Genomic DNA, 18,122 nt, shown 5'->3' on the forward strand with positions numbered 1-18,122 from the left:
GACTACAAAGAGACCCAACCGGCCTCGCCCCCGTGGGGAACGTTCCGATGGACAGCTCGGCGCTGACGCCGATTCGCTTGAACGGCCGCACGGCCGACCTTCAGCGCGGCTTCATCACGGACCAGAGCGGGCATGTCATAGCCCTGAGGCCGCAGGCCACCGAGGTGCTGAAGGTGCTGGCCGCCCGGCCAGGAAAAATCGTCACCAAGGATGAACTGATGCAGGCGGTGTGGGGAAACATCGCCGTCACCGATGACAGCCTTGTCCAGTGCGTTATCGAGATCAGGAAAGCGCTCGGCGACGAGCGGCACGAGATCGTCCGGACGCTGCCGAAGCGCGGCTATGTGCTGGAGGCGGGAGAGGCGGTCGAAGTTCGCAGGAAAGTTGCCAGCGCTCGGCTGCTCGGGTTACGCAGAAAATCCTGGCTAGGCCTCGCCGCCGGCCTCATGATCCTGATCGGTGCGGCCGCCACCTATCTCCTACCGACAGCAAAATTCGGCGCCGAGGCACCGGCTGTCGCCGTGCTGCCCTTCGAAAACATCAACGGCGACGAGAGGTGGGACCGTTTCGCCACCGGCGTGACTGAAGACATCATCACCGATCTGGCCCGCTACCGCGATATATCGGTCATCGCCCGGACCTCCGCCGAATTCTATAGTGGCAAGTCGCACGATGTGCGCGAGATCGGCAGAGCGCTTGACGTCAAATACGTGCTGGAAGGCAGCCTGCAGGTAGATGGGCACCGCATGCGGGTGACGGCACAGCTGATCGATGCCGAGACAGGAGCGCATGTCTGGTCGGAGCGCTACGATCGCCTCGCAGCGGAGCTGCTCGAAGTCCAAGACGAGATTACGCAGAAAATTGCGACCGCGCTTACCGGCTGGCAAGGTCAGGTGACGGAGGCCGAGCGCACGCTGGCGCGACGCAAGAATGCAACCGGCCTCAATGCCTATGATTACTGGCTGCTGGGCATCGAAGCGAAGCACAGGATGACCGTGGCGAGTCAGCTCGAGGCGCGGGCGTATTTCGAGAGGGGGCTGAAGCTCGCTCCCGATTTCATGCCGCTGGTGCGCGACATGGGGATCACCTATGCGATCGAGATGGATATCGGCTCGGTCATCGACTTTCCGGCATGGGTCGATGCCCAGCGGAAGTATGCAGAAAGAGCGCTCGCCCTCGACCCGAACGACTCCACCGCAAATTTCACGATGGCGGTGGCCTACGCCTACCAGAACGACAGCGAACAGGCGGAACGCTATCAGAAGCTCGCGCTGCAGTTTGGTCCTAATAATGCCGACACAATGATGCAGCTGGCCTGGACTTACGCCGGCTGGCAGACGGAGCGCGCCCTGGAGCTTGTGGAACGGACGCTGAAGCTCAACCCGCGCTATCCCTCCTGGTGGAACTTTCCGATCACGCAAACCTATTTCGCGGCGCGCCAGTTCGATAAAGCTTACACGACGGCGAAGCAGTTCGGCGAGTCGCCCAGTCAGGCCGCCTTTGTCGCCATGAGCGCCGCGCAACTCGGGAAAAGCCAGGAAGCAGCCGAGGCCGTGGCCAAAGTGCTGCAAATGAAGCCCGACTGGACGGCGGAGAGCATGTTCCCGTATCCAGCCTTCTCGGACGAAACCCTACTAGCCGAAAGCGCCGCCAAGGCCGGGCTGCCGGTCTGCATGACGGTCAAGCAGGCCAAGACCAATACCGGCATGTTCCGCATGAAGCAGTGCGAAGCGGAGCGCGTGAGGGCCGCGCTGAATTAGGACCGGTTTCGCCGTATTTGGGAAAGGCCGGCCCAGACCGACACAGACCGCGGATATGATCCTTTCCAAACCGAAGGTGGATTCGAAAAACCGGCTTCGGCGTCAGGCGCCAGGCAGTCGGAACCGGTATTCCGTCACATGATGGTAGATCTGGCCCGGCCATAGCGTGGCCTGCGGAAAATACGGCCGGTTCGGCGCATCCGGCCAGACCTGCGACTCCAGGCAGAAGCCCGAATAAGCCATGTAATGAACTCCCCCGAGCCCCGGCGAAGCTGGCGCCAGATACTGGCCGGTATAGAGCTGGACGCCCGGTTCCGTGGTCCACAGCTCCATCTCGACGCCGGAATTCGCGCCTTGTGCCCATGACGCCAGCTTGAGCGGCCCGCGTGTCGAGGCCAGGCAGAAATTCTGGTCGTAGGGGAGCTGCTTGCCCTCGCTCTCCATGCGCAGCGGCCGCGCCTGACGGAAATCGAACGGCGTGCCGTCGACCGGCTTCACGACGCCAGTCGGGATCAGGTCGCCATCGACCGGAAGATAGGCGCCGGCGTTCAGCATCAGCCGGTGATCGAGGACATCGCCGGCGCCGCCGTCATCCAGGTTGAAATAGGAATGCTGGGTGAGGTTGCACAGCGTCGGCTCCTCGCAGGTGGCGGTCAGCTCGACGCTGAGCGTGCCTGGGATCTTCAACCTGTAGGTGCAGGTCACGTCGAGCGCGCCGGGAAAGCCCATCGTGCCGTCGGGATCATGCAGCGTCAGGGTGACAAAATCCCTGCCATGCAGCGAAACCTCCCATGGCCGGTGCGAAAAACCTTGCGTGCCGCCATGCAGCGTGTGCTTGTCGAGGAAGTTGCGCTCGGTCTGGTAGCGCTGGCCGGCGATGGTGAAGCGGCCATCGCGGATACGGTTGGCATAGCGTCCGACGACGGCGCCGAAGAAGGCCGTATCCGTTTCGTAGGGCTCAAAACTGTCATAGCCGAGCACCAGCGGCGCATCGTGGCCGGCCAGGCGCAGATCCTGGACAATGGCGCCCAGGCCGATGATGTTGGCGGTGAGGCCGCCGCCGCGGATGCTGAAGCGGCGGATGGCCTCGCCCGCTTGCGTCGTGCCGAAAACCTCGCCGTCCTTCATCGCCATGCCCGAAACGCCAGTTGGTTGATCGATCCCCGCCTGGCCTCTCCGGCCGGCTTGGGTCCATTGGCAGTCAACAGACCCCTGCCCGATCAGAGGCCGAGGCCGCCGATGCAGACATATTTGGTGTCGAGATAATCCTCGATGCCCTGATGTCCGCCTTCCTTGCCGAGGCCCGATTCCTTGACGCCGCCGAACGGCGCCTCAGGCGTGGTGATGAGGCCTTCATTGACGCCGACCATGCCGTACTTCAGCCCTTCCATGACCCGGAAGGCGCGGCCGAGATCGCCGGTGTAGAAATAGCAGGCGAGGCCGAACTCGGTATCGTTGGCGAGCGCGATCGCCTCCTCTTCGGTTTCGAACTTGAACACGGGTGCTACCGGGCCAAAGATCTCTTCCTTCATAAAACGCATCTTCGGCGTGGCATTGGCGATCACCGTCGGCTGGAAGAACGAACCGCCGAGCGCATGGCGCTTGCCGCCGGCGACGACCTTGCCGCCCTTGGCGGTGGCGTCGGCGATCAGTTCCTCGACCTTTTCCACCGCCTTCTCGTCGATCAGCGGCCCCTGCTGCACGCCGTCATCGAGGCCGGAACCGACCTTCAGCCCGTCGCTGGCGGCGGCGAGCTTTTCGACGAACTTGTCGTAGACACCAGCCTGGACCAGGAAGCGGTTGGTGCAGACGCAGGTCTGGCCGGAATTGCGGTATTTGGCGGTGATCGCGCCGGCGACGGCGCGCTCGATATCGGCGTCGTCGAAGACCAGGAACGGCGCGTTGCCGCCGAGTTCCATCGACACCTTCTTGACGGTGACGGACGACTTCTGGATCAGGATCTTGCCGACCTCGGTCGAGCCGGTGAAGGTGATCTTCTTGACCAGCGGGTTGGCGCAGATCTCGTCGCCGATCTCGCCGGCGGCGCCGGTCAGGATGTTGATGACGCCTTTGGGGAAGCCGACCTCCTCGGCGAGTGCGCCCCAGGCAAGGCCGGAATAAGGCGTCTGCGACGCCGGTTTGACGACCGCGGTGCAGCCGGCGGCAAGTGCCGGGCCGAGCTTGCGGGCAAGCATCGAGGACGGGAAATTCCACGGCGTGATGGCGGCGATGACGCCGACCGGCTCCTTGGTCACCAGGATGCGGCGGTCCGCCCAGGGTGACGGCACGACATCGCCATAGGTGCGGCGGCCTTCTTCGGCGAACCACAATATGTAGGACGCCGCCGAACCGATCTCGCCCTTCGATTCGAACAGCGACTTGCCCTGCTCGATGGTCAGCAGCTCGGCCAGCACATCCTGGTTGTCCATCATAGCATCATGCAGCTTGCGCAACAGCTTCGAGCGCTCGAGCGCGGTGGTCTTGCGCCATGTCTGGAAGGCGGCGTCGGCAGCTTCGATGGCGCGGCGGGTCTCGACCTTGCCCGACTTCGGCACGGTGCCGATCTTGAGGCCGGTGGCCGGATTGTTGACGTCGACCGTCTGGCCGCTGTCGGCCTGCACCCACTCGCCATTGATGAGATTGGCCTGGCGCATGAAATGGCTGGTTTTCTGAAGCATGGTCTAGCCTCCGTTCGGCGCTGGCGGGCCGATATCTGGATTTCTTTGACGGGCGTGCGCATCGATGCCGGCACGCCTGGAGCCACTGCTCTTTACCTAGGGCAAGCCCCGCAATCAATCGCAAGATGGCATATAGGGTTTGGGCCAGCACAAGGCGAGGCCGAATTGCGCTCCCGTTGTTGCTGGAGGGGTGTCAGGAAACGACCGGACCGGTGGCTCCCGAGAACCGGAACGGAGCGTAACGTTTGGTATATGAGTACCGGAAGTACCAAGAAACCGCCCTTCGCAGGCATCAATATCGATCATACCTATCCAAACACCTGGACAACCACCGTCAGCCAGAACGCCGTGGTGACGACTGCACAGGCAGTGGCGATGGTCATCTGGTTCGATGCCAATGCCTGGCCGGTGTTGAACTGCGTCGCAATCAGGTAGGAATTCACCCCGGATGGCAGCGCGGCCGCCACGACCGCGACTTTCGCCGACAGCGGCGGCAGGCCAAGCAGCCAGACCAGGCCGAGTGCGACGGCCGGCATCAGCATCAGCTTCAGCGCCGACAGCGCCAGCGCCGGCCGCACATTGCCGGAAATGCCGAAACGGCACAGGCCCAGTCCCATGGCAAACAGCGCGACCGGTCCGGCGATGTTGGCCAGCGCGTCGACCAGCCGGACGGCCAGCGCCGGCAATGGCAGGCCGGTCATACGCCACACCCACCCGGCCAGGATGCCGACGATCAGCGGATTGGAGAGCATCTTGTGAAGGAAGCGCCGGATGATGCGCAGCGGATGCACATGCTCGTCACCGCGGCCAAAGATCTCAAACAGGATGATCGATGCCATGATCATCGTCGGCAGATGCACGGAAATCAGCAGCGACAGCACTTCGAACCCACTTGCCCCGAACGTGCCGAGGAAGAACGGGATGCCGAGCAGGACGAGGTTGGAAAAAGCCGACGACACGCCGCCGACCACCCCGGCACGCGCGTCGCGCCCGAACACCCGGGTGATGACCAGGTGGCCTGCGGCCCATGTCACTGCGGCAGCCGTAAAATAGGCTCCCCAGAACAACCAGGGCGCGGTGCCATGGAAATCGGCGTTGACCATGGTGCGGAACAGAAGCAGCGGCATTGCCACCCCGACGGCGAATTCGGCGATGGCCTCGCCCGCCTCCGCTTTCAGATACCCGGTGAGCCCGGCCAGATAGCCGAGCGCGACAAGGCCGAAGACGAAAAGGACGGTTTCGATGAGTGGAGACATTTTCTCCTGATAGGCGAGCCGGGATTTGAGCGCAACCGCCCCGCCTTGCGAAGCGGCCTGTCCTCGTCAACAGCCGGGATCGGTCGTGCCCCTGTCTTTCAGCTGGCCTTGTTTTTCAGCCGGCTTTGCCGTCCCTATGTGCAACCTGCGGTGACCGCAAAGGACGTCTGATGCTTCGATTTATGCTAGCGCTAATGCTGCTCGTCATTCCCGCGTCGGCCCGTGCGACTGAAGCCGGCTGGGCGCTGTTGCGCGATGGCGGGCACGTCGTGCTGCTTCGCCATGCCATGGTCACCGGCACTACCGATCCGGCGAATTTCGACATCGAGAAATGCGCCACCCAGGTCAATCTCTCGGTGCGCGGCAAGCAGCAGGCACGCAAGATCGGCGCGCTTTTCGACGCCCGCGCGGCGCCGGTCGAGCGCGTGCTGTCCAGCCGCTATTGCCGCGCCCTCGACACGGCTCGCACCGCTTTCAGGGAAGAGCCCGAACCCTTCGCCCCGCTTGACCTGCTGAAGACCGACGCGAGCGAGAAAGCCGCCCAGCTCGAGGCGATCATGAACGAGATCAGCGCCTATTCCGGCTCCGACAATGTCGTCATGGTCACCCATCTGGAGAACATCATGGCGCTCACCGGCATCTCGCCGCGCGAAGGCGAAGCCGTGATCGTCGAGCCGCAAGGCGACGGCCTGCGCGTGCTCGGCCGCGTCACCTTTTAGTGGCGAAAATCTGACACTATCCAAGACGGAATACCGCTTGCGACCCGTTGCGGAAGTTCTCTCGCCCTCGGTCGAATCACCCCCCATGGCCTTCTCGGGAGATACAGTGCTAGCTACCCAAAGATCGGAGTCCGACCGAACCCGGACCTTGTGCGGGCACAACAGCATGAGCTACCTTTTTGTCGGTTTCGCCAAGTCCTCGAAGGTTGCACACTATTTTTCGTCTGCGGACGTCGACTCGCCGTCGTTACCCACGCCGTATTCATGTTTGCGCAATTCAATCTGCTCTTGCGCACGTCGCCGTTCGTCCTGTGATATGCGCTCAAGACTCTCAATGAACAGACGCGCAAAGTCTCGAACTTTCATCCGCTGATCGTCTAACCATGGCCTAATGGCTTCAATCTTTTGTTCGTACGCTTCAGCGAAACCAAACTCTCCAACGACGACCCCGGTAGTTCGCAAAACGATGCCAACCTCGGTCAGAAGGTCGCTAGCACCATCCGGGATAGCTGCTACGATATCTTTGCAGATGTCGTAGAGGAATGGTTCTCCGTCGTAGTTGCGGAGAATCGCAAGAACGAAGGCCAAGTTCCGTTCTGTTCCATTTTCGACTAACTGCGATAGCTCATCAGAGAATGGCTTCGGAACCTCTGGAAACACGATCTGCAGAAGCCTGCCACCACAGTACTGAAAGCCGCGCTCATTTCCATCAAACCAGCTGTTTACCTCGTCAACGACGAGGTCCGGCGACCTCTCTAGAACCTTGTGCAGTTGATGAAAGCTAAAAGGAATTGCTTCATAGGAGCCATCTCGACGCTTCCCCTCTCTATACGTCAGCCGTTGCCCAAAGAATTCAATGATACGACGAGGATCACGTTCCGCGAGTGGTATCAAAACCTCCTCCGCGTGATAGTCGATTTCGTTAAGGCGAAGAAGTCCCTCCAGAACGATCTCACGATCGGCTGCGTCTAGCTCGGCAAAAATGTTGCGCGTTTCGCCCCGGTACCAAATCTCGTTAACCCAACTGGCATCTCCCAGCACCGACAAGGCCTTTATTGAAGGCAGCGCGAACTTGGACACCAAGCCAGGATGTGTCTTATAGTTGGAGGCAGCCAGGCCGATGATCAGACTGAGGCCTACATGGTCTTCCTCGCTAACATATCTCTCGAAGAGGATCTGCAATATCCCCTCATCTAGGTCGCTATTTGACCAAAAGAGCTTTGTAACCGCGACCAGCTCGTGACCATCCCTTATCCACTGGAGCATAAGCTGTCGCAGTTCAGTTCGCTCTGAACCTTTCCACACTCCTCTCAAAAGCGGGATCGTAAATGGCCGAATCTGCGAGAGGTCCTCTTTAAGGAGCCTCAAAGCGAGATCGGCACGATGCTCAGCGAAGAGCTGCAAGAATTCATAGAACTTGGGAAAGGTAGCTAAGTCGTTCGACTCTGTTTTGCCAAAAGCGATGATGCGAGCGCGCCATTGCTCCCACGTGTCGTCGTCGATGCTGCTCGCATATTCGCGTGCCTTGTTCGACCTATAAGTCTCGATAGCTTTGAAATCAGGGCCTGTTTCCTTCCTATCTTCCCATCGCTCAAAAATGCCTTCGAACCCCACAAGGTCCCGGTAGACGCTGTATTCCTTCAGGGTGTCCAGCCGATCGCGAATCTTGAGTGCCGCGATCTTCACTGCCTCGGTTGGAGCATGGTAAAAGCGCCAGAAGGCATCGTGTTCGATTTTCTGGACGATTTGGAGCGGCTCCTCGGGTAGGCGCGCTTCCAGGAACTCGAGCACGTCAGCCGTGTTCGCCGAAACCATCTGTACGACATCCTCGCCGTAGCCTCTATGATCTGGCATTCGCGCTGCCACCATCATCGCATTGATGATCGACTTCTTCTCTGCGGTCGCGGTCGCATCCGCATACATATCCTTGAGGAGGCCCAAGGTACGTTGCCTGACATCGATGATCGCAGGCATCGCGGGGACAGCACCACTCTTCCAAGTCACGCTGCGATAGTCCCAGGAGGTCCCTGATATGTTTGGCGAAAGTAGATGGCCGCACAGGGCGACTATTGCTCCGAAATACCGGCTCAGCTGGGCTCGATCCTGAGACTCCAGCCATTCGACCACCTCGATTTGTGGGCGTGCGCCAAGGCCACCACGATTCTCACCAGAATAGAATACATCAATGTCCAACTCAGCTACTCGCTGGAGGCACTCAAGTGCTTTCTTGCAAACTTCCGCTTCATTGGAAGCGGAATATCGCACAAAAATTTCAAGTATTTTCTTCGTACGGAAGTATCTAATTCGCGAAAGCAGATCGAGGGTAGCGACTACTAGTTGCGCGTTGGTTTCGTATTTTCTTCTCCACTCCGAGTCTCGACTGTAAGCGATATTAAGCGACTCCAAACGGACCAAAAACCGGTTACTGGCTTCAACGGCCATGTCTGGTACGCGAAAAGCGAAGACGTCAAACAGCTCCACCTGCTCGCGCAGCACTTCGAAGCGCGTATCGCTCTCCAATACATCAATGATCTTCCTAGCCTCTCGTTCGAGAGGCGCGTCCGTCATCTTATTGGACGTACGGGCCAGTTGCCTCAGAACTTTTAGCCTTGACGCTGCATCCAGAGAACTCATGGTTCCAGCTCCTGCACAAGCTCATCTATCAGGGCCTCGGCTGCCTGCTGGCTGAGCTCTTCATCGATTGAAAGATAGTGATTCTCCGTGATCTTTATGAGGCCTGCCTGCTGAAGTCGCTGCGCATTAATGAGGATGACTTCCTCCGTATGAACTAGCGCCGCAATTCTACCATTTACCTCCTCTCTCGTAGCTGGATCGAACCACCAACTATAACCGAGCAAACGGCGACGCACTTCTTCATCTTCTTCACTGAGTTCCCCCATCGCGTCTTGAAGAGCGTTAGTGTTTGCTTGCGCAACCGGCGCCGCTTCCGCAGTGGGAGTCGGGGGTCGACTTTGTTCGAATCTTCGAGCAAGAAATTCGTGCATTTCAGACGAGAATTCCTGCCCATCAGAAAATCCTGGAACTAGATTTGTTAGTGCAGCGTCTGTCAGCCCCAGTATTTCTTTCGCCAAGTGACCTGAAGTCCACACTCTCAGATCGATATCTGGGTACTTTTCTCGCAACTTGTGCAGAAGCTCATTCGCATTAGCGGGTGTTTCCTTCTGATTGTGGACGAATATCCACGCTTTCATCCGATCTCCAAAATGAGCCCGGGCACCTTCAAAGTCCTTTTCTATTTTTCCCTCAACGTTGCGGGCAACAAATTGCTCTGGAGCGTTACACTGAAAAACTGCCTGTGTTGAGCGTCGATAGCCATCGCACTTGTGGTCACCGTATCTGCCTTGTGGCTTCCAGGGCTCAAAGTCATCTCCCCACATCTCTATTGCTGCTGCTGTGAAAAAATGTTCGAACTCCGCGCCCTTCTTGTCGAGCAGAGCGAACTTGATCATAAACGAAAGCAGCAGTCTGTCCGCACCAGCCATCTAGAACTAAGCCAATCCCACCTCAGACCCGCGAAGAGCGGAGCGGTTGATATCACACGGCGAGGCTACTGTCGCGCGATGCGGCGCATAGTTGAAAGCAGCCCCAAGTGCGTACTGCCCTAACCCTGGGCGCTGTCAAGCGAACTGAAGCGTCATTTTCGGGCCGGAGTTTGGCGCGGCAGCAGTTCGTCGTCGGTGTCATCAGGGCGGTCGACGCGACCGAACGTCAGGACCGCCAAATCGTTCTTGGTGCTCCTGACGATACTAGGAGCGGATGGTTGCGGCATATCGCCGGGAGGGTCGCCAACGGCTCTTCTTGCGTTTACGGAGTGGGTATCCCATCTGCGCCCGGCGTTCAGGCCTTTTCCTGCCCGGAAAAACCGATTAGACAGCGCGCAAACACATGCGGACAGATTCCGCCCGCCACCGAAGGAAAAGCCCTTGTCCACCACGTTCGACAAAGTCGCCAAGATCATCGCCGACACCAGTGAGATCGATATCGACACGATCACCCCTGAAAGCCACACCATCGACGATCTTGGCATCGACAGCCTCGACTTCCTCGACATCGTCTTTGCCATCGACAAGGAATTCGGCATCAAGGTGCCGCTGGAAAAGTGGACGCAGGAGGTCAATGACGGCAAGGCCTCGACCGACGATTACTTCGTCATGAAGAACCTGTGCGCCAAGATCGACGCGCTGGTCATGGCAAAGAACGCCTGAAATGGTTCGTTTTCAAGCCTGACCACAACAGCCGCCCCATGAACCCTCGCCCATGAGCCCCCACGACGTCGTCATCTCAGGCATCGGCCTTGTCTCTTCGCTGGGAGAAGGCCCGGATGCGCATTGGCGCAAGCTCGTCCAGCCCGGCCTTGAGCCGGTGCTCGAAGCTGCCCGCTTCTCGCCCTACACCGTCCACCCGCTGCCGGAGATCGACTGGAACCTGCAGATCGCCAAGCGCGGCGACCAGCGGCAGATGGAAACCTGGCAAAGGCTCGGCACCTACGCCGCCGGCATGGCGCTGGACGACGCCGGGATCAAGGGCAATGACGAGCTCTGCACGACCATGGACATGGTGGTGGCTGCCGGCGGCGGCGAGCGCGACGAGGCGGTCGACGCCGACATTCTCGCCGCGTCCGAAAGCCGCAACGACCGCGACGTGCTGCTCAACGAGAAACTGACCACCGAATTGCGGCCGACGCTGTTTCTGGCGCAGCTTTCCAACCTGCTCGCCGGCAACATCTCGATCGTCCACAAGGTGACCGGCTCGTCGCGCACCTTCATGGGCGAGGAAGGCGCCGGCGTCGCCGCCGTTGAGACGGCCGCGGCGCGCATCCGCTCCGGCCAGTCGACGCACATACTGGTCGGCGGCGCTTTCCAGACCGAACATTCCGACATGCTGCTTGGCTATGAACTGGCCAGCTACCTGCATCGCGGCCCCTGGCGACCGGTCTGGCAGAGACAGGGCGCCGAAGGCGGCGGCGTGGTGACTGGATCCGGCGGCGCGTTTCTCGTCCTGGAACAGCGCGAACATGCGATCAGCCGCGGGCGAAAAATCTATGCCGAACTCGGCCCGGTGGTATCCGGACGCGCCAACCGCCGGGAGGGCGAGCTCGATGACGAGATCGCCGCGCTGCTCAGCCAGGCGGCATTGCCGAACGGCGAGCTGCTGACGATTTCAGGCGCTTCGGGTGCCCATGCCGCGACTGCTGCCGAGAAATCGGCGCTCGACGCCAATCCGGCGATCGCCGCACGCGGTTTTTCGACGCTGACCGGCCACATGAAGGAAGCGCAGTTTCCCTTCGCCGTGGCGCTGGCGGCATTGGCTGTCGAACGCAAGGCCGCCTACCCGGCTTTTGACGCCGCCAGCGAGAAGCCGTTCAACGGCATTCCCAGGACCGTGCTTGCAACGGCGATCGGCTATCACCAATTCGAGGGCATGGCGTTGGTCAACGCCGCTAGCGCATGACCCCGAAAATCGGGAATCGATTTTCGGAAAATGATCATGCGCAAAGTCAAAAGTGCTACAGCGTCCTTTGCGCGTCCGAAAGGACGCGCGGCGCTATAGAAGCATCGGACCGAAAAGTGGGAAGCGGTTTTCGGATGATTCCGATGCTCCGATAAAGGAACAGGTCAGGATAAGAATATGGCCAATCTGAACGATCACATGGGCAGGCCGATCGTCGCCGTCACCGGCATCGGCGTGGTGACGTCGCTGGGCATCGGCAAGGCCGACAATTGGGCAGCGCTCACCGCAGGCGTGTCCGGCATCCATCCGATCAGCCGCTTTCCGGTGGACCATCTGAACACCCGCATCTCGGGCATGGTCGATTTCCTGCCGTCGAGCTCCAGGGGCGCTTCGCTTCTTACCTACGACCTCGCCGAGATCGCCGCGCAGGAAGCCGTGGCCGAATCGGGTCTCGATTGGGGCGATTTCGGCGGGCCGCTTTTCCTCGCCTCGCCGCCGGTCGAGCTCGACTGGAGCGAGCGCTTTTCGCTCTACAATTCCGACAAGCACGACGCCGGCGCCGAACGGCTGCTTCGCGTGGCCCGCGGCTTGAAGGGACTTGATGTTTTCGAGACCACCCAGTTCGGTTCGATCGCCGACCGGCTCGCCGACCGTTTTGGCACACGCGGCCTGCCGATCACGCTGTCGACGGCCTGCGCCTCGGGCGCCACCTCGATCCAGCTCGGCGTCGAGGCGATCCGCCGCGGCGAATGCGACCGGGCGCTGTCGATCGGCGCCGACGGCTCGGCGACCGCCGAGGCGCTGATCCGTTTCTCGCTGCTTTCCGCACTCTCCACGCACAACAACATTCCCGAAAAAGCGTCAAAGCCGTTTTCCAGGGATCGCGACGGTTTTGTCCTCGCTGAGGGTTCTGGCGCGCTTGTGCTGGAATCGCTGGAGGCGGCACTCGCCCGCGGCGCGGCCATTCTCGGCATCCTGCGCGGCTGCGGCGAGAAGGCCGACGATTTCCACCGCACCCGCTCGAAGCCGGACGGCTCACCGGCGATCGCTGCGGTTCGCGCCGCGCTGGCCGATGCCGGCTTGGGCGAGGATGAGATCGATTACGTCAACGCCCACGGCACCTCGACGCCGGAAAACGACAAGATGGAGCATCTGTCGCTGTCGACCGTGTTCGGCGAGCGGATCGGCTCGATGCCGATCTCGTCGAACAAGTCGATGATCGGCCACACGCTGTCGGCCGCCGGCGCCGTCGAGGCCGCGTTTTCGCTGATGACCATGCGCGAGAGCGTCATCCCGCCGACCATCAATTACGACAATCCCGATCCGGCGATCGTGCTCGACGTGGTGCCGAACCAGAAGCGCGACGCCGAGGTCGGCACGGTGCTGTCGAATTCCTTCGGCTTCGGCGGCCAGAACACCTGCCTTGTCATGGCGCGGGAACCAGTCTAAGCGAGCTTTTTTCCCGCTCAACAGAACCGACAGGCCCAATGCGCGCATTGCAACTTATCGAGGACCGCCGCCTTGAAACAGTGGACCTGCCGCCTCCGCCGCAGCCGGCGCTGGGTGAAGTGACGCTGCGCATCAAGGCCGTGGCGCTCAACCATATCGACGTCTGGGGCTGGCGCGGCATGGCCTTCGCCAAGCGCAAGCTGCCGCTGGTCGTCGGCGCCGAAGCTTCGGGCGAGGTCGAGGCGGTCGGCCCCGGCGCCTCCAGCCTTGTCCCCGGGCAGCTTGTGTCGATCTACGGCGCGCGCACCTGCGGGCTTTGCCGCGCCTGCCGCGAAGGCCGCGACAACCTCTGCGAGCATGTCTCGGGCGTACACGGCTTCCATCTCGACGGCTTTGCGCAAGAGAAGATAAACCTGCCGGCTCGCCTGCTGGTCCCTGCCCCGCCCGGCGTGACCGACATCGGCGCCGCCGTCGCGCCCGTAACCTTCGGTACGGTCGAGCACATGCTGTTCGACAATGCCAGGCTGCAGCCCGGCGAAACCATCCTGATCCATGCCGGCGGCTCGGGCATCGGCTCCGCCGCGATCCAGCTGGCGAAGAAAATGGGCTGCACCGTGATCACCACGGTCGGCTCGAACGACAAGATCGACAAGGCGAAGGCGCTTGGCGCCGATCACGTCATCAACTATCGCGACGACCGTTTCGAAGGCGTCGTGCGCAAGCTGACGAAGAAGAAGGGCGTCGATATCGTCTTCGAGCATGTCGGCGCCGACACCTTTGCCGCCTCGATGCTGTGCCTGAAACGCGGCGGCCGCCTGGTGACCTGCGGCTCGACCTCGGGCGTGTCGACGCAGATCAATCTGATGCAATTGTTCCAGCAGCAGCTGAAGTTGCTCGGCTCGTTCGGCTGTCGCATGCAAAACATGGCCGACGCCATGCAGAAAATGGCGGCGGGGCTGGTTTCTCCGGTTATCGACACCGAAGTCGGCTTCGACGGCATCGAGACCGCACTGAAGCGCATGGAAGGCCGCGACGTGTTCGGCAAGATCATCCTGCGCGTCGGCTAGACAATGATGCTGCTGTCTGAAAACATCATGGTCTAGGAATGGTCAGCAACGCCTTCAAGAAGCTCCGGCGGGACCTGGCGTTCCGCCACGGCAGGCGGCTGCGCCAGTTCAACTACTGGCTGCTGGCGCGCCTCGCGATGACCATGATTTGGCTGCTGCGTCTGCTGCCGGTCGACAGCGCGCTCAATTTCGCCGACCGCGCCGCCCGTCGCATTGGTCCGTGGGTGGGGCGCCACAACGTCGCCATCGCCAATCTGCGCAAGGCTTATCCGGAAAAGAGCGACAAGGAGATCCAGGCCATCGCCTCCGATATGTGGGGCAACATGGCTCGCCTTGCCGCGGAATACATCTTTCTCGACGCCCTGTTCGACTACGATCCCGCCGCGACGAAACCGGGCCGCATCGAGGTCAAGGGGATCGAGCACTTCGTGCAAATCGCCGGCGAGCAAAAACCACATATCATCTTCACCGGACATCTCGGAAATTTCGAACTGCTTCCGGTGGCGGCAGCCACTTTCGGCATGAGCATCACCGCCCTGTTTCGTCCGCCCAACAACCCTTACCTTGCCGACTACATCCTCTCGACGCGCCGCTCGACCATGGGGTCGCTTCTGCCTTCCGCGACCGGCGCTTCGTTCGCGCTGGCGGCCATCCTGGAGAAAGGCGGCAATATCGGCGTGCTCGTCGACCAGAAATTCTCGAGCGGGCTCGAAACGACATTCTTCGGCCGCCCATGCGAGAGCAACCGGGTCCTGGGCACCCTGGCGCGGCACTATGACTGCGATGTCTATCCGGCGCGCTGCGTGCGCCTGCCGGGCAACCGCTTCCGGCTCGAGATCGAGGACAAGCTGACCTTGCCGCGCACCGCCGGCGGCAGTGTCGACGTCCACGGCACCACCCAACTGCTCAACGACGTGGTCGAGCGCTGGGTGCGCGAGGATCCCGGCCAGTGGATGTGGTTCCACAAAAGATGGGAAATCAGCGGCCCGCGCGGGAAGCATCGCCGGACGAGACAGCGCGGCAAAGCCGCCTGAGTAGAAGTGAGTGACAGCAATTATGCTATTGTTGGCAATGTGCTAATTGCGCCACCGACCCCGCCCGGTTGCCGAGGTGGGTTTTTGTTTGGTCACCGATCGCGCGGTGGCCTGTCCTGACAAGACCAATCCCCCACTCTCAGGAGCTCATGCAGGCGTTGGAGCGAGACTGACAACTTGCCTTATGCATGTCTCGCGAAAGTGCGCAGCGGCTTTGCGATAACGACATGCATAAAAACAAGAACCTAAAAGCGCGTCGCATGAATCCATTCAAACGCGACGCGCTTTAAATGTCAGCGCCGACCGAAGGGCGCCATAGCGAAGCCCATCCACCAGCAAGCCAACCATGCGTCGTGCCTGGTCGGGGCCTCCACCATAGCGGTCTGGTGAGCAGAGCCTGGCAATCGCGAACAATAGTTCTTTAGCATCAACGTCCGAGCGAACATCGCCCGCTGCGGTCGCGGCATCCAGCAAGGCCTGCAGCGCGGGCCGAAGTTTCTCAAGAAAATAGAGCGGCAAGGACTCATATGCCGGATCGCCGGAGGAGAAGGCCGCGGCGAGTCCACGCTTGGCAGCGATAAAATCCACGTAACGCTGCATCCATCGGGCGAGCGCTTCGCCGGGTTCATATTCGGCCGCAATGGCAGATGCAGCATTTGCACAGGCATCCACTTCGTTACGGAAGACCGCCACGATCAGGTCCGAACGCTGCGGAAAATGCCGATAGAGCGTACCCACGCCAACGCCGGCCTTATCGGCGATCTCTCGCACCGGGGCGTCGACCCCCGAAGCTGCAAACACTGCCATCGCTGCTTCGAGCAGCGCCTTGGAGTTGCGTTGCGCGTCCGCACGCACGCGCCGATCCGTCGAGTTTACGGGCTCCAAGCTTCCACCCCGCTCCTCCGATTTGTCGTCCATGATTTTCCACTTGATAAACGGAACAATGTTCCGTATAAAACGGAATGCCGTTCCGATTGGGAAAATTAGCACAGCATGGCGCCATTGCCTACACGTCAATGCAAAAAGAGGAGATCACCATGCGGGTCAAACCTATTGCCCTGGTCACTGCGGCCAACAAGGGAATCGGTCTGCAAATCGCCAGGGATCTGGCGGCGCACGGCCTCACCGTGCTCGTAGGGTCCCGTAAGCTCGAGCATGCGGAGACGGCTGCAAAGAGCGTCGGAGCGGATGCCCGCGCCCTCCAACTCGATGTCACGAAACAGGCCTCGATCGCCGCCGCGGCAAAGCGCATCCGTAACGAGTTCGGTCGCCTCGACGTCCTGGTGAACAATGCAGGCATTTCCGATGCGGGAAACCAGGGCACGCATGCGGCGTCCCTCGACGAGGGACGCGCGGTGTTCGAGACCAACGTGTTCGGCGTCGTCGCCGTCACGCAGGCGATGTTGCGGCTGCTTGGTGAAGCGCCAGCGGCACACATCGTCAGCGTCGACCCGTCCAGTCCACAGCGCGCATTGTTCGGCCCTGTTTACAGCCCCTCGGAGACTGCCCTCGATGCGACGACGCTCGCCTTCGCCATCGAATTTGAGGACGCTGGCGCCAACGATGCTTGCCCCGGCTTCACTTCGACGAGCCTCAACAACTTCGATGGCACCGGCACAGCCGAACGGGCCGCGTGAGCCCTTCGCCTCGCACTCCTCGACGCGAACGGTCCGATTGGCATGTTCCCCCAGGACGGCGGCGCACCCTGGCTCCGGTGCCGATCGAGCCCGCGTCCTGATCTGCGATCTTGGGGCGGGTCGAGAGGTCTATCGAGATTGGTACCGGAAAGCCGCGACAAAGGCCGCAAACGCCGGCGATTGATTGCGTCGGCTGGGATAGTAAAGATGATAGCCCTGGAAGGTCGGGCACCAGTCGGCAAGGACTTCCTCCAGCCGACCCCTCTCAACATAGGGTTGAACAAGATCCTTCGGTGCATAGGCCAAACCGATGCCGTCGAGGGCCGCGTCAAGCGCCGGCGCGATGTTGTTCAGGGTCAGCTGGCCGTCCACACGGACGCTGAACTCGCGTCCGTTCTTCCTGAATTCCCAGGCATATAACGCGCCTGAGGTGGGAAGCCGCAGATTGATGCAGTTGTGGTCGGTCAAGTCCTGAGGGCTTTTCGGCGCAACCCGACGAGCGAAATAATCGGGTGAGCCGACGACGCAATAGCCGACATCGGGACCAATGCGAACGGCCACCATGTCGCGGGCGATTGCCTCGCCGAGTCGAACACCGGCATCGAACTGACGCTCGACGATGTTGGTGAAGCCGTTGTCGACAACGACCTCCACGTTGATGTCCGGGTAGTCTCGCAGGAAGGCTGGCAGCCTGGGGCGAAAGACGAGATTGACGGCATCATCGGGGCACACGATGCGGATCTGACCCGAGGGCTTGCCGCGCAGGGTGCTGATCGCGCTGATCCCGGCGGCAATGCCCTCGAAATGCGGCTCGATGCTTTCAACGAGGCGTTCTCCGGCCGCCGTGGGCGCCACGTCGCGGGTCGTGCGAGAGAGGAGACGGACGCCAAGCCGTTCCTCCATTGCCCTGATCGTATGGCTGAGGGCCGATCGGGTAACACCCAATTTGGCCGCCGCCCGCGTAAAACTGCGCTCCCGAGCGACCTCAAGGAAGGCTCGCATCTCACTGAACTCGTCACGCGGCATTGGTGAGCTCCATTCACTACGACA

15 protein-coding genes are annotated in these 18,122 nt (G+C 61.0%); 8 read left to right on the plus strand and 7 right to left on the minus strand.

Translation table 11 applies throughout. The features are described from left to right. The first annotated feature begins 47 nt into the window (after window positions 1–47). Complete coding sequence (locus AC0L16_RS27530) at window positions 48–1,760, plus strand: winged helix-turn-helix domain-containing protein (RefSeq protein WP_473624444.1); 1,713 nt, start codon at window positions 48–50, stop codon at window positions 1,758–1,760. A gap of 102 nt (window positions 1,761–1,862) precedes the next feature. Here AC0L16_RS27530 and AC0L16_RS27535 read toward each other — a convergent pair whose 3' ends face one another. The 3 genes from AC0L16_RS27535 to AC0L16_RS27545 form a co-directional block, all read right to left on the minus strand. Next, window positions 1,863–2,894 (minus strand): aldose epimerase family protein, encoded by a 1,032-nt coding sequence (locus tag AC0L16_RS27535; protein ID WP_473624445.1) that lies wholly within the window; start codon window positions 2,892–2,894, stop codon window positions 1,863–1,865. Between the two features lie 86 nt (window positions 2,895–2,980). After that, a complete protein-coding gene (locus AC0L16_RS27540) occupies window positions 2,981–4,438 on the minus strand; it encodes an NAD-dependent succinate-semialdehyde dehydrogenase (protein WP_473624447.1) in 1,458 nt (485 codons plus the stop codon). Window positions 4,439–4,746: 308 nt separating this feature from the next. Further along, window positions 4,747–5,694, minus strand: coding sequence for an AEC family transporter (locus AC0L16_RS27545; RefSeq protein ID WP_473624448.1), 948 nt, complete (start codon window positions 5,692–5,694; stop codon window positions 4,747–4,749). 170 nt (window positions 5,695–5,864) lie between these two features. Between AC0L16_RS27545 and AC0L16_RS27550 the strand changes: the two genes are divergently transcribed. Further along, window positions 5,865–6,413, plus strand: coding sequence for a histidine phosphatase family protein (locus AC0L16_RS27550; protein ID WP_473624449.1), 549 nt, complete (start codon window positions 5,865–5,867; stop codon window positions 6,411–6,413). A gap of 213 nt (window positions 6,414–6,626) precedes the next feature. On the opposite strand, the gene AC0L16_RS27555 is transcribed toward AC0L16_RS27550, so the two are convergent. After that, window positions 6,627–9,047, minus strand: coding sequence for a hypothetical protein (locus AC0L16_RS27555; protein ID WP_473624451.1), 2,421 nt, complete (start codon window positions 9,045–9,047; stop codon window positions 6,627–6,629). Beyond that, window positions 9,044–9,916 (minus strand): hypothetical protein, encoded by an 873-nt coding sequence (locus AC0L16_RS27560; protein WP_473624452.1) that lies wholly within the window; start codon window positions 9,914–9,916, stop codon window positions 9,044–9,046. The genes AC0L16_RS27555 and AC0L16_RS27560 overlap by 4 nt, the downstream gene beginning before the upstream one ends. A gap of 441 nt (window positions 9,917–10,357) precedes the next feature. Here AC0L16_RS27560 and AC0L16_RS27565 point away from each other — a divergent pair, with 441 nt between their 5' ends. From AC0L16_RS27565 to AC0L16_RS27585, 5 genes are all read left to right on the plus strand, one after another. After that, the gene (locus AC0L16_RS27565; protein ID WP_023802974.1) at window positions 10,358–10,639 is read left to right on the plus strand and encodes an acyl carrier protein; all 282 of its coding nucleotides are present in this window, start codon (window positions 10,358–10,360) and stop codon (window positions 10,637–10,639) included. A gap of 52 nt (window positions 10,640–10,691) precedes the next feature. After that, window positions 10,692–11,885: a beta-ketoacyl-ACP synthase gene (locus AC0L16_RS27570; RefSeq protein WP_473624453.1), complete on the plus strand. Its 1,194-nt coding sequence runs from the start codon at window positions 10,692–10,694 to the stop codon at window positions 11,883–11,885. A 177-nt stretch (window positions 11,886–12,062) separates the two neighbouring features. Further along, window positions 12,063–13,334: a beta-ketoacyl-ACP synthase gene (locus tag AC0L16_RS27575; RefSeq protein WP_473624455.1), complete on the plus strand. Its 1,272-nt coding sequence runs from the start codon at window positions 12,063–12,065 to the stop codon at window positions 13,332–13,334. A gap of 38 nt (window positions 13,335–13,372) precedes the next feature. Beyond that, window positions 13,373–14,401, plus strand: coding sequence for a zinc-binding dehydrogenase (locus AC0L16_RS27580; protein ID WP_473624456.1), 1,029 nt, complete (start codon window positions 13,373–13,375; stop codon window positions 14,399–14,401). Window positions 14,402–14,439: 38 nt separating this feature from the next. Then, window positions 14,440–15,435, plus strand: coding sequence for a lipid A biosynthesis lauroyl acyltransferase (locus AC0L16_RS27585; protein ID WP_473624457.1), 996 nt, complete (start codon window positions 14,440–14,442; stop codon window positions 15,433–15,435). A gap of 270 nt (window positions 15,436–15,705) precedes the next feature. Here the strand turns inward: AC0L16_RS27585 and AC0L16_RS27590 are convergent, their stop codons facing one another. After that, entirely contained in the window at window positions 15,706–16,353 is a 648-nt protein-coding gene (locus tag AC0L16_RS27590) for a TetR/AcrR family transcriptional regulator (protein WP_473624458.1), read from the minus strand. 44 nt (window positions 16,354–16,397) lie between these two features. On the opposite strand from AC0L16_RS27590, the gene AC0L16_RS27595 reads away from it, so the two are divergent. Further along, complete coding sequence (locus tag AC0L16_RS27595) at window positions 16,398–17,072, plus strand: SDR family NAD(P)-dependent oxidoreductase (RefSeq protein WP_473624459.1); 675 nt, start codon at window positions 16,398–16,400, stop codon at window positions 17,070–17,072. A gap of 129 nt (window positions 17,073–17,201) precedes the next feature. Here AC0L16_RS27595 and AC0L16_RS27600 read toward each other — a convergent pair whose 3' ends face one another. Next, window positions 17,202–18,098, minus strand: a complete 897-nt coding sequence (locus tag AC0L16_RS27600) for a LysR family transcriptional regulator (RefSeq protein ID WP_473624460.1) — start codon at window positions 18,096–18,098, stop codon at window positions 17,202–17,204. Between the last annotated feature and the right edge of the window lie 24 nt (window positions 18,099–18,122).

This window comes from Mesorhizobium sp. WSM4848 (assembly GCF_055811375.1).

Coding starts and splice junctions, on each gene's coding strand:
- AC0L16_RS27530 (WP_473624444.1), top strand. CDS start 48: ATGGACAGCTCGGCGCTGACGCCGATTCGCTTGAACGGCCGCACGGCC.
- AC0L16_RS27535 (WP_473624445.1), bottom strand. CDS start 2,894: ATGGCGATGAAGGACGGCGAGGTTTTCGGCACGACGCAAGCGGGCGAG.
- AC0L16_RS27540 (WP_473624447.1), bottom strand. CDS start 4,438: ATGCTTCAGAAAACCAGCCATTTCATGCGCCAGGCCAATCTCATCAAT.
- AC0L16_RS27545 (WP_473624448.1), bottom strand. CDS start 5,694: ATGTCTCCACTCATCGAAACCGTCCTTTTCGTCTTCGGCCTTGTCGCG.
- AC0L16_RS27550 (WP_473624449.1), top strand. CDS start 5,865: ATGCTTCGATTTATGCTAGCGCTAATGCTGCTCGTCATTCCCGCGTCG.
- AC0L16_RS27555 (WP_473624451.1), bottom strand. CDS start 9,047: ATGAGTTCTCTGGATGCAGCGTCAAGGCTAAAAGTTCTGAGGCAACTG.
- AC0L16_RS27560 (WP_473624452.1), bottom strand. CDS start 9,916: ATGGCTGGTGCGGACAGACTGCTGCTTTCGTTTATGATCAAGTTCGCT.
- AC0L16_RS27570 (WP_473624453.1), top strand. CDS start 10,692: ATGAGCCCCCACGACGTCGTCATCTCAGGCATCGGCCTTGTCTCTTCG.
- AC0L16_RS27575 (WP_473624455.1), top strand. CDS start 12,063: ATGGCCAATCTGAACGATCACATGGGCAGGCCGATCGTCGCCGTCACC.
- AC0L16_RS27580 (WP_473624456.1), top strand. CDS start 13,373: ATGCGCGCATTGCAACTTATCGAGGACCGCCGCCTTGAAACAGTGGAC.
- AC0L16_RS27585 (WP_473624457.1), top strand. CDS start 14,440: ATGGTCAGCAACGCCTTCAAGAAGCTCCGGCGGGACCTGGCGTTCCGC.
- AC0L16_RS27590 (WP_473624458.1), bottom strand. CDS start 16,353: ATGGACGACAAATCGGAGGAGCGGGGTGGAAGCTTGGAGCCCGTAAAC.
- AC0L16_RS27595 (WP_473624459.1), top strand. CDS start 16,398: ATGCCGTTCCGATTGGGAAAATTAGCACAGCATGGCGCCATTGCCTAC.
- AC0L16_RS27600 (WP_473624460.1), bottom strand. CDS start 18,098: ATGCCGCGTGACGAGTTCAGTGAGATGCGAGCCTTCCTTGAGGTCGCT.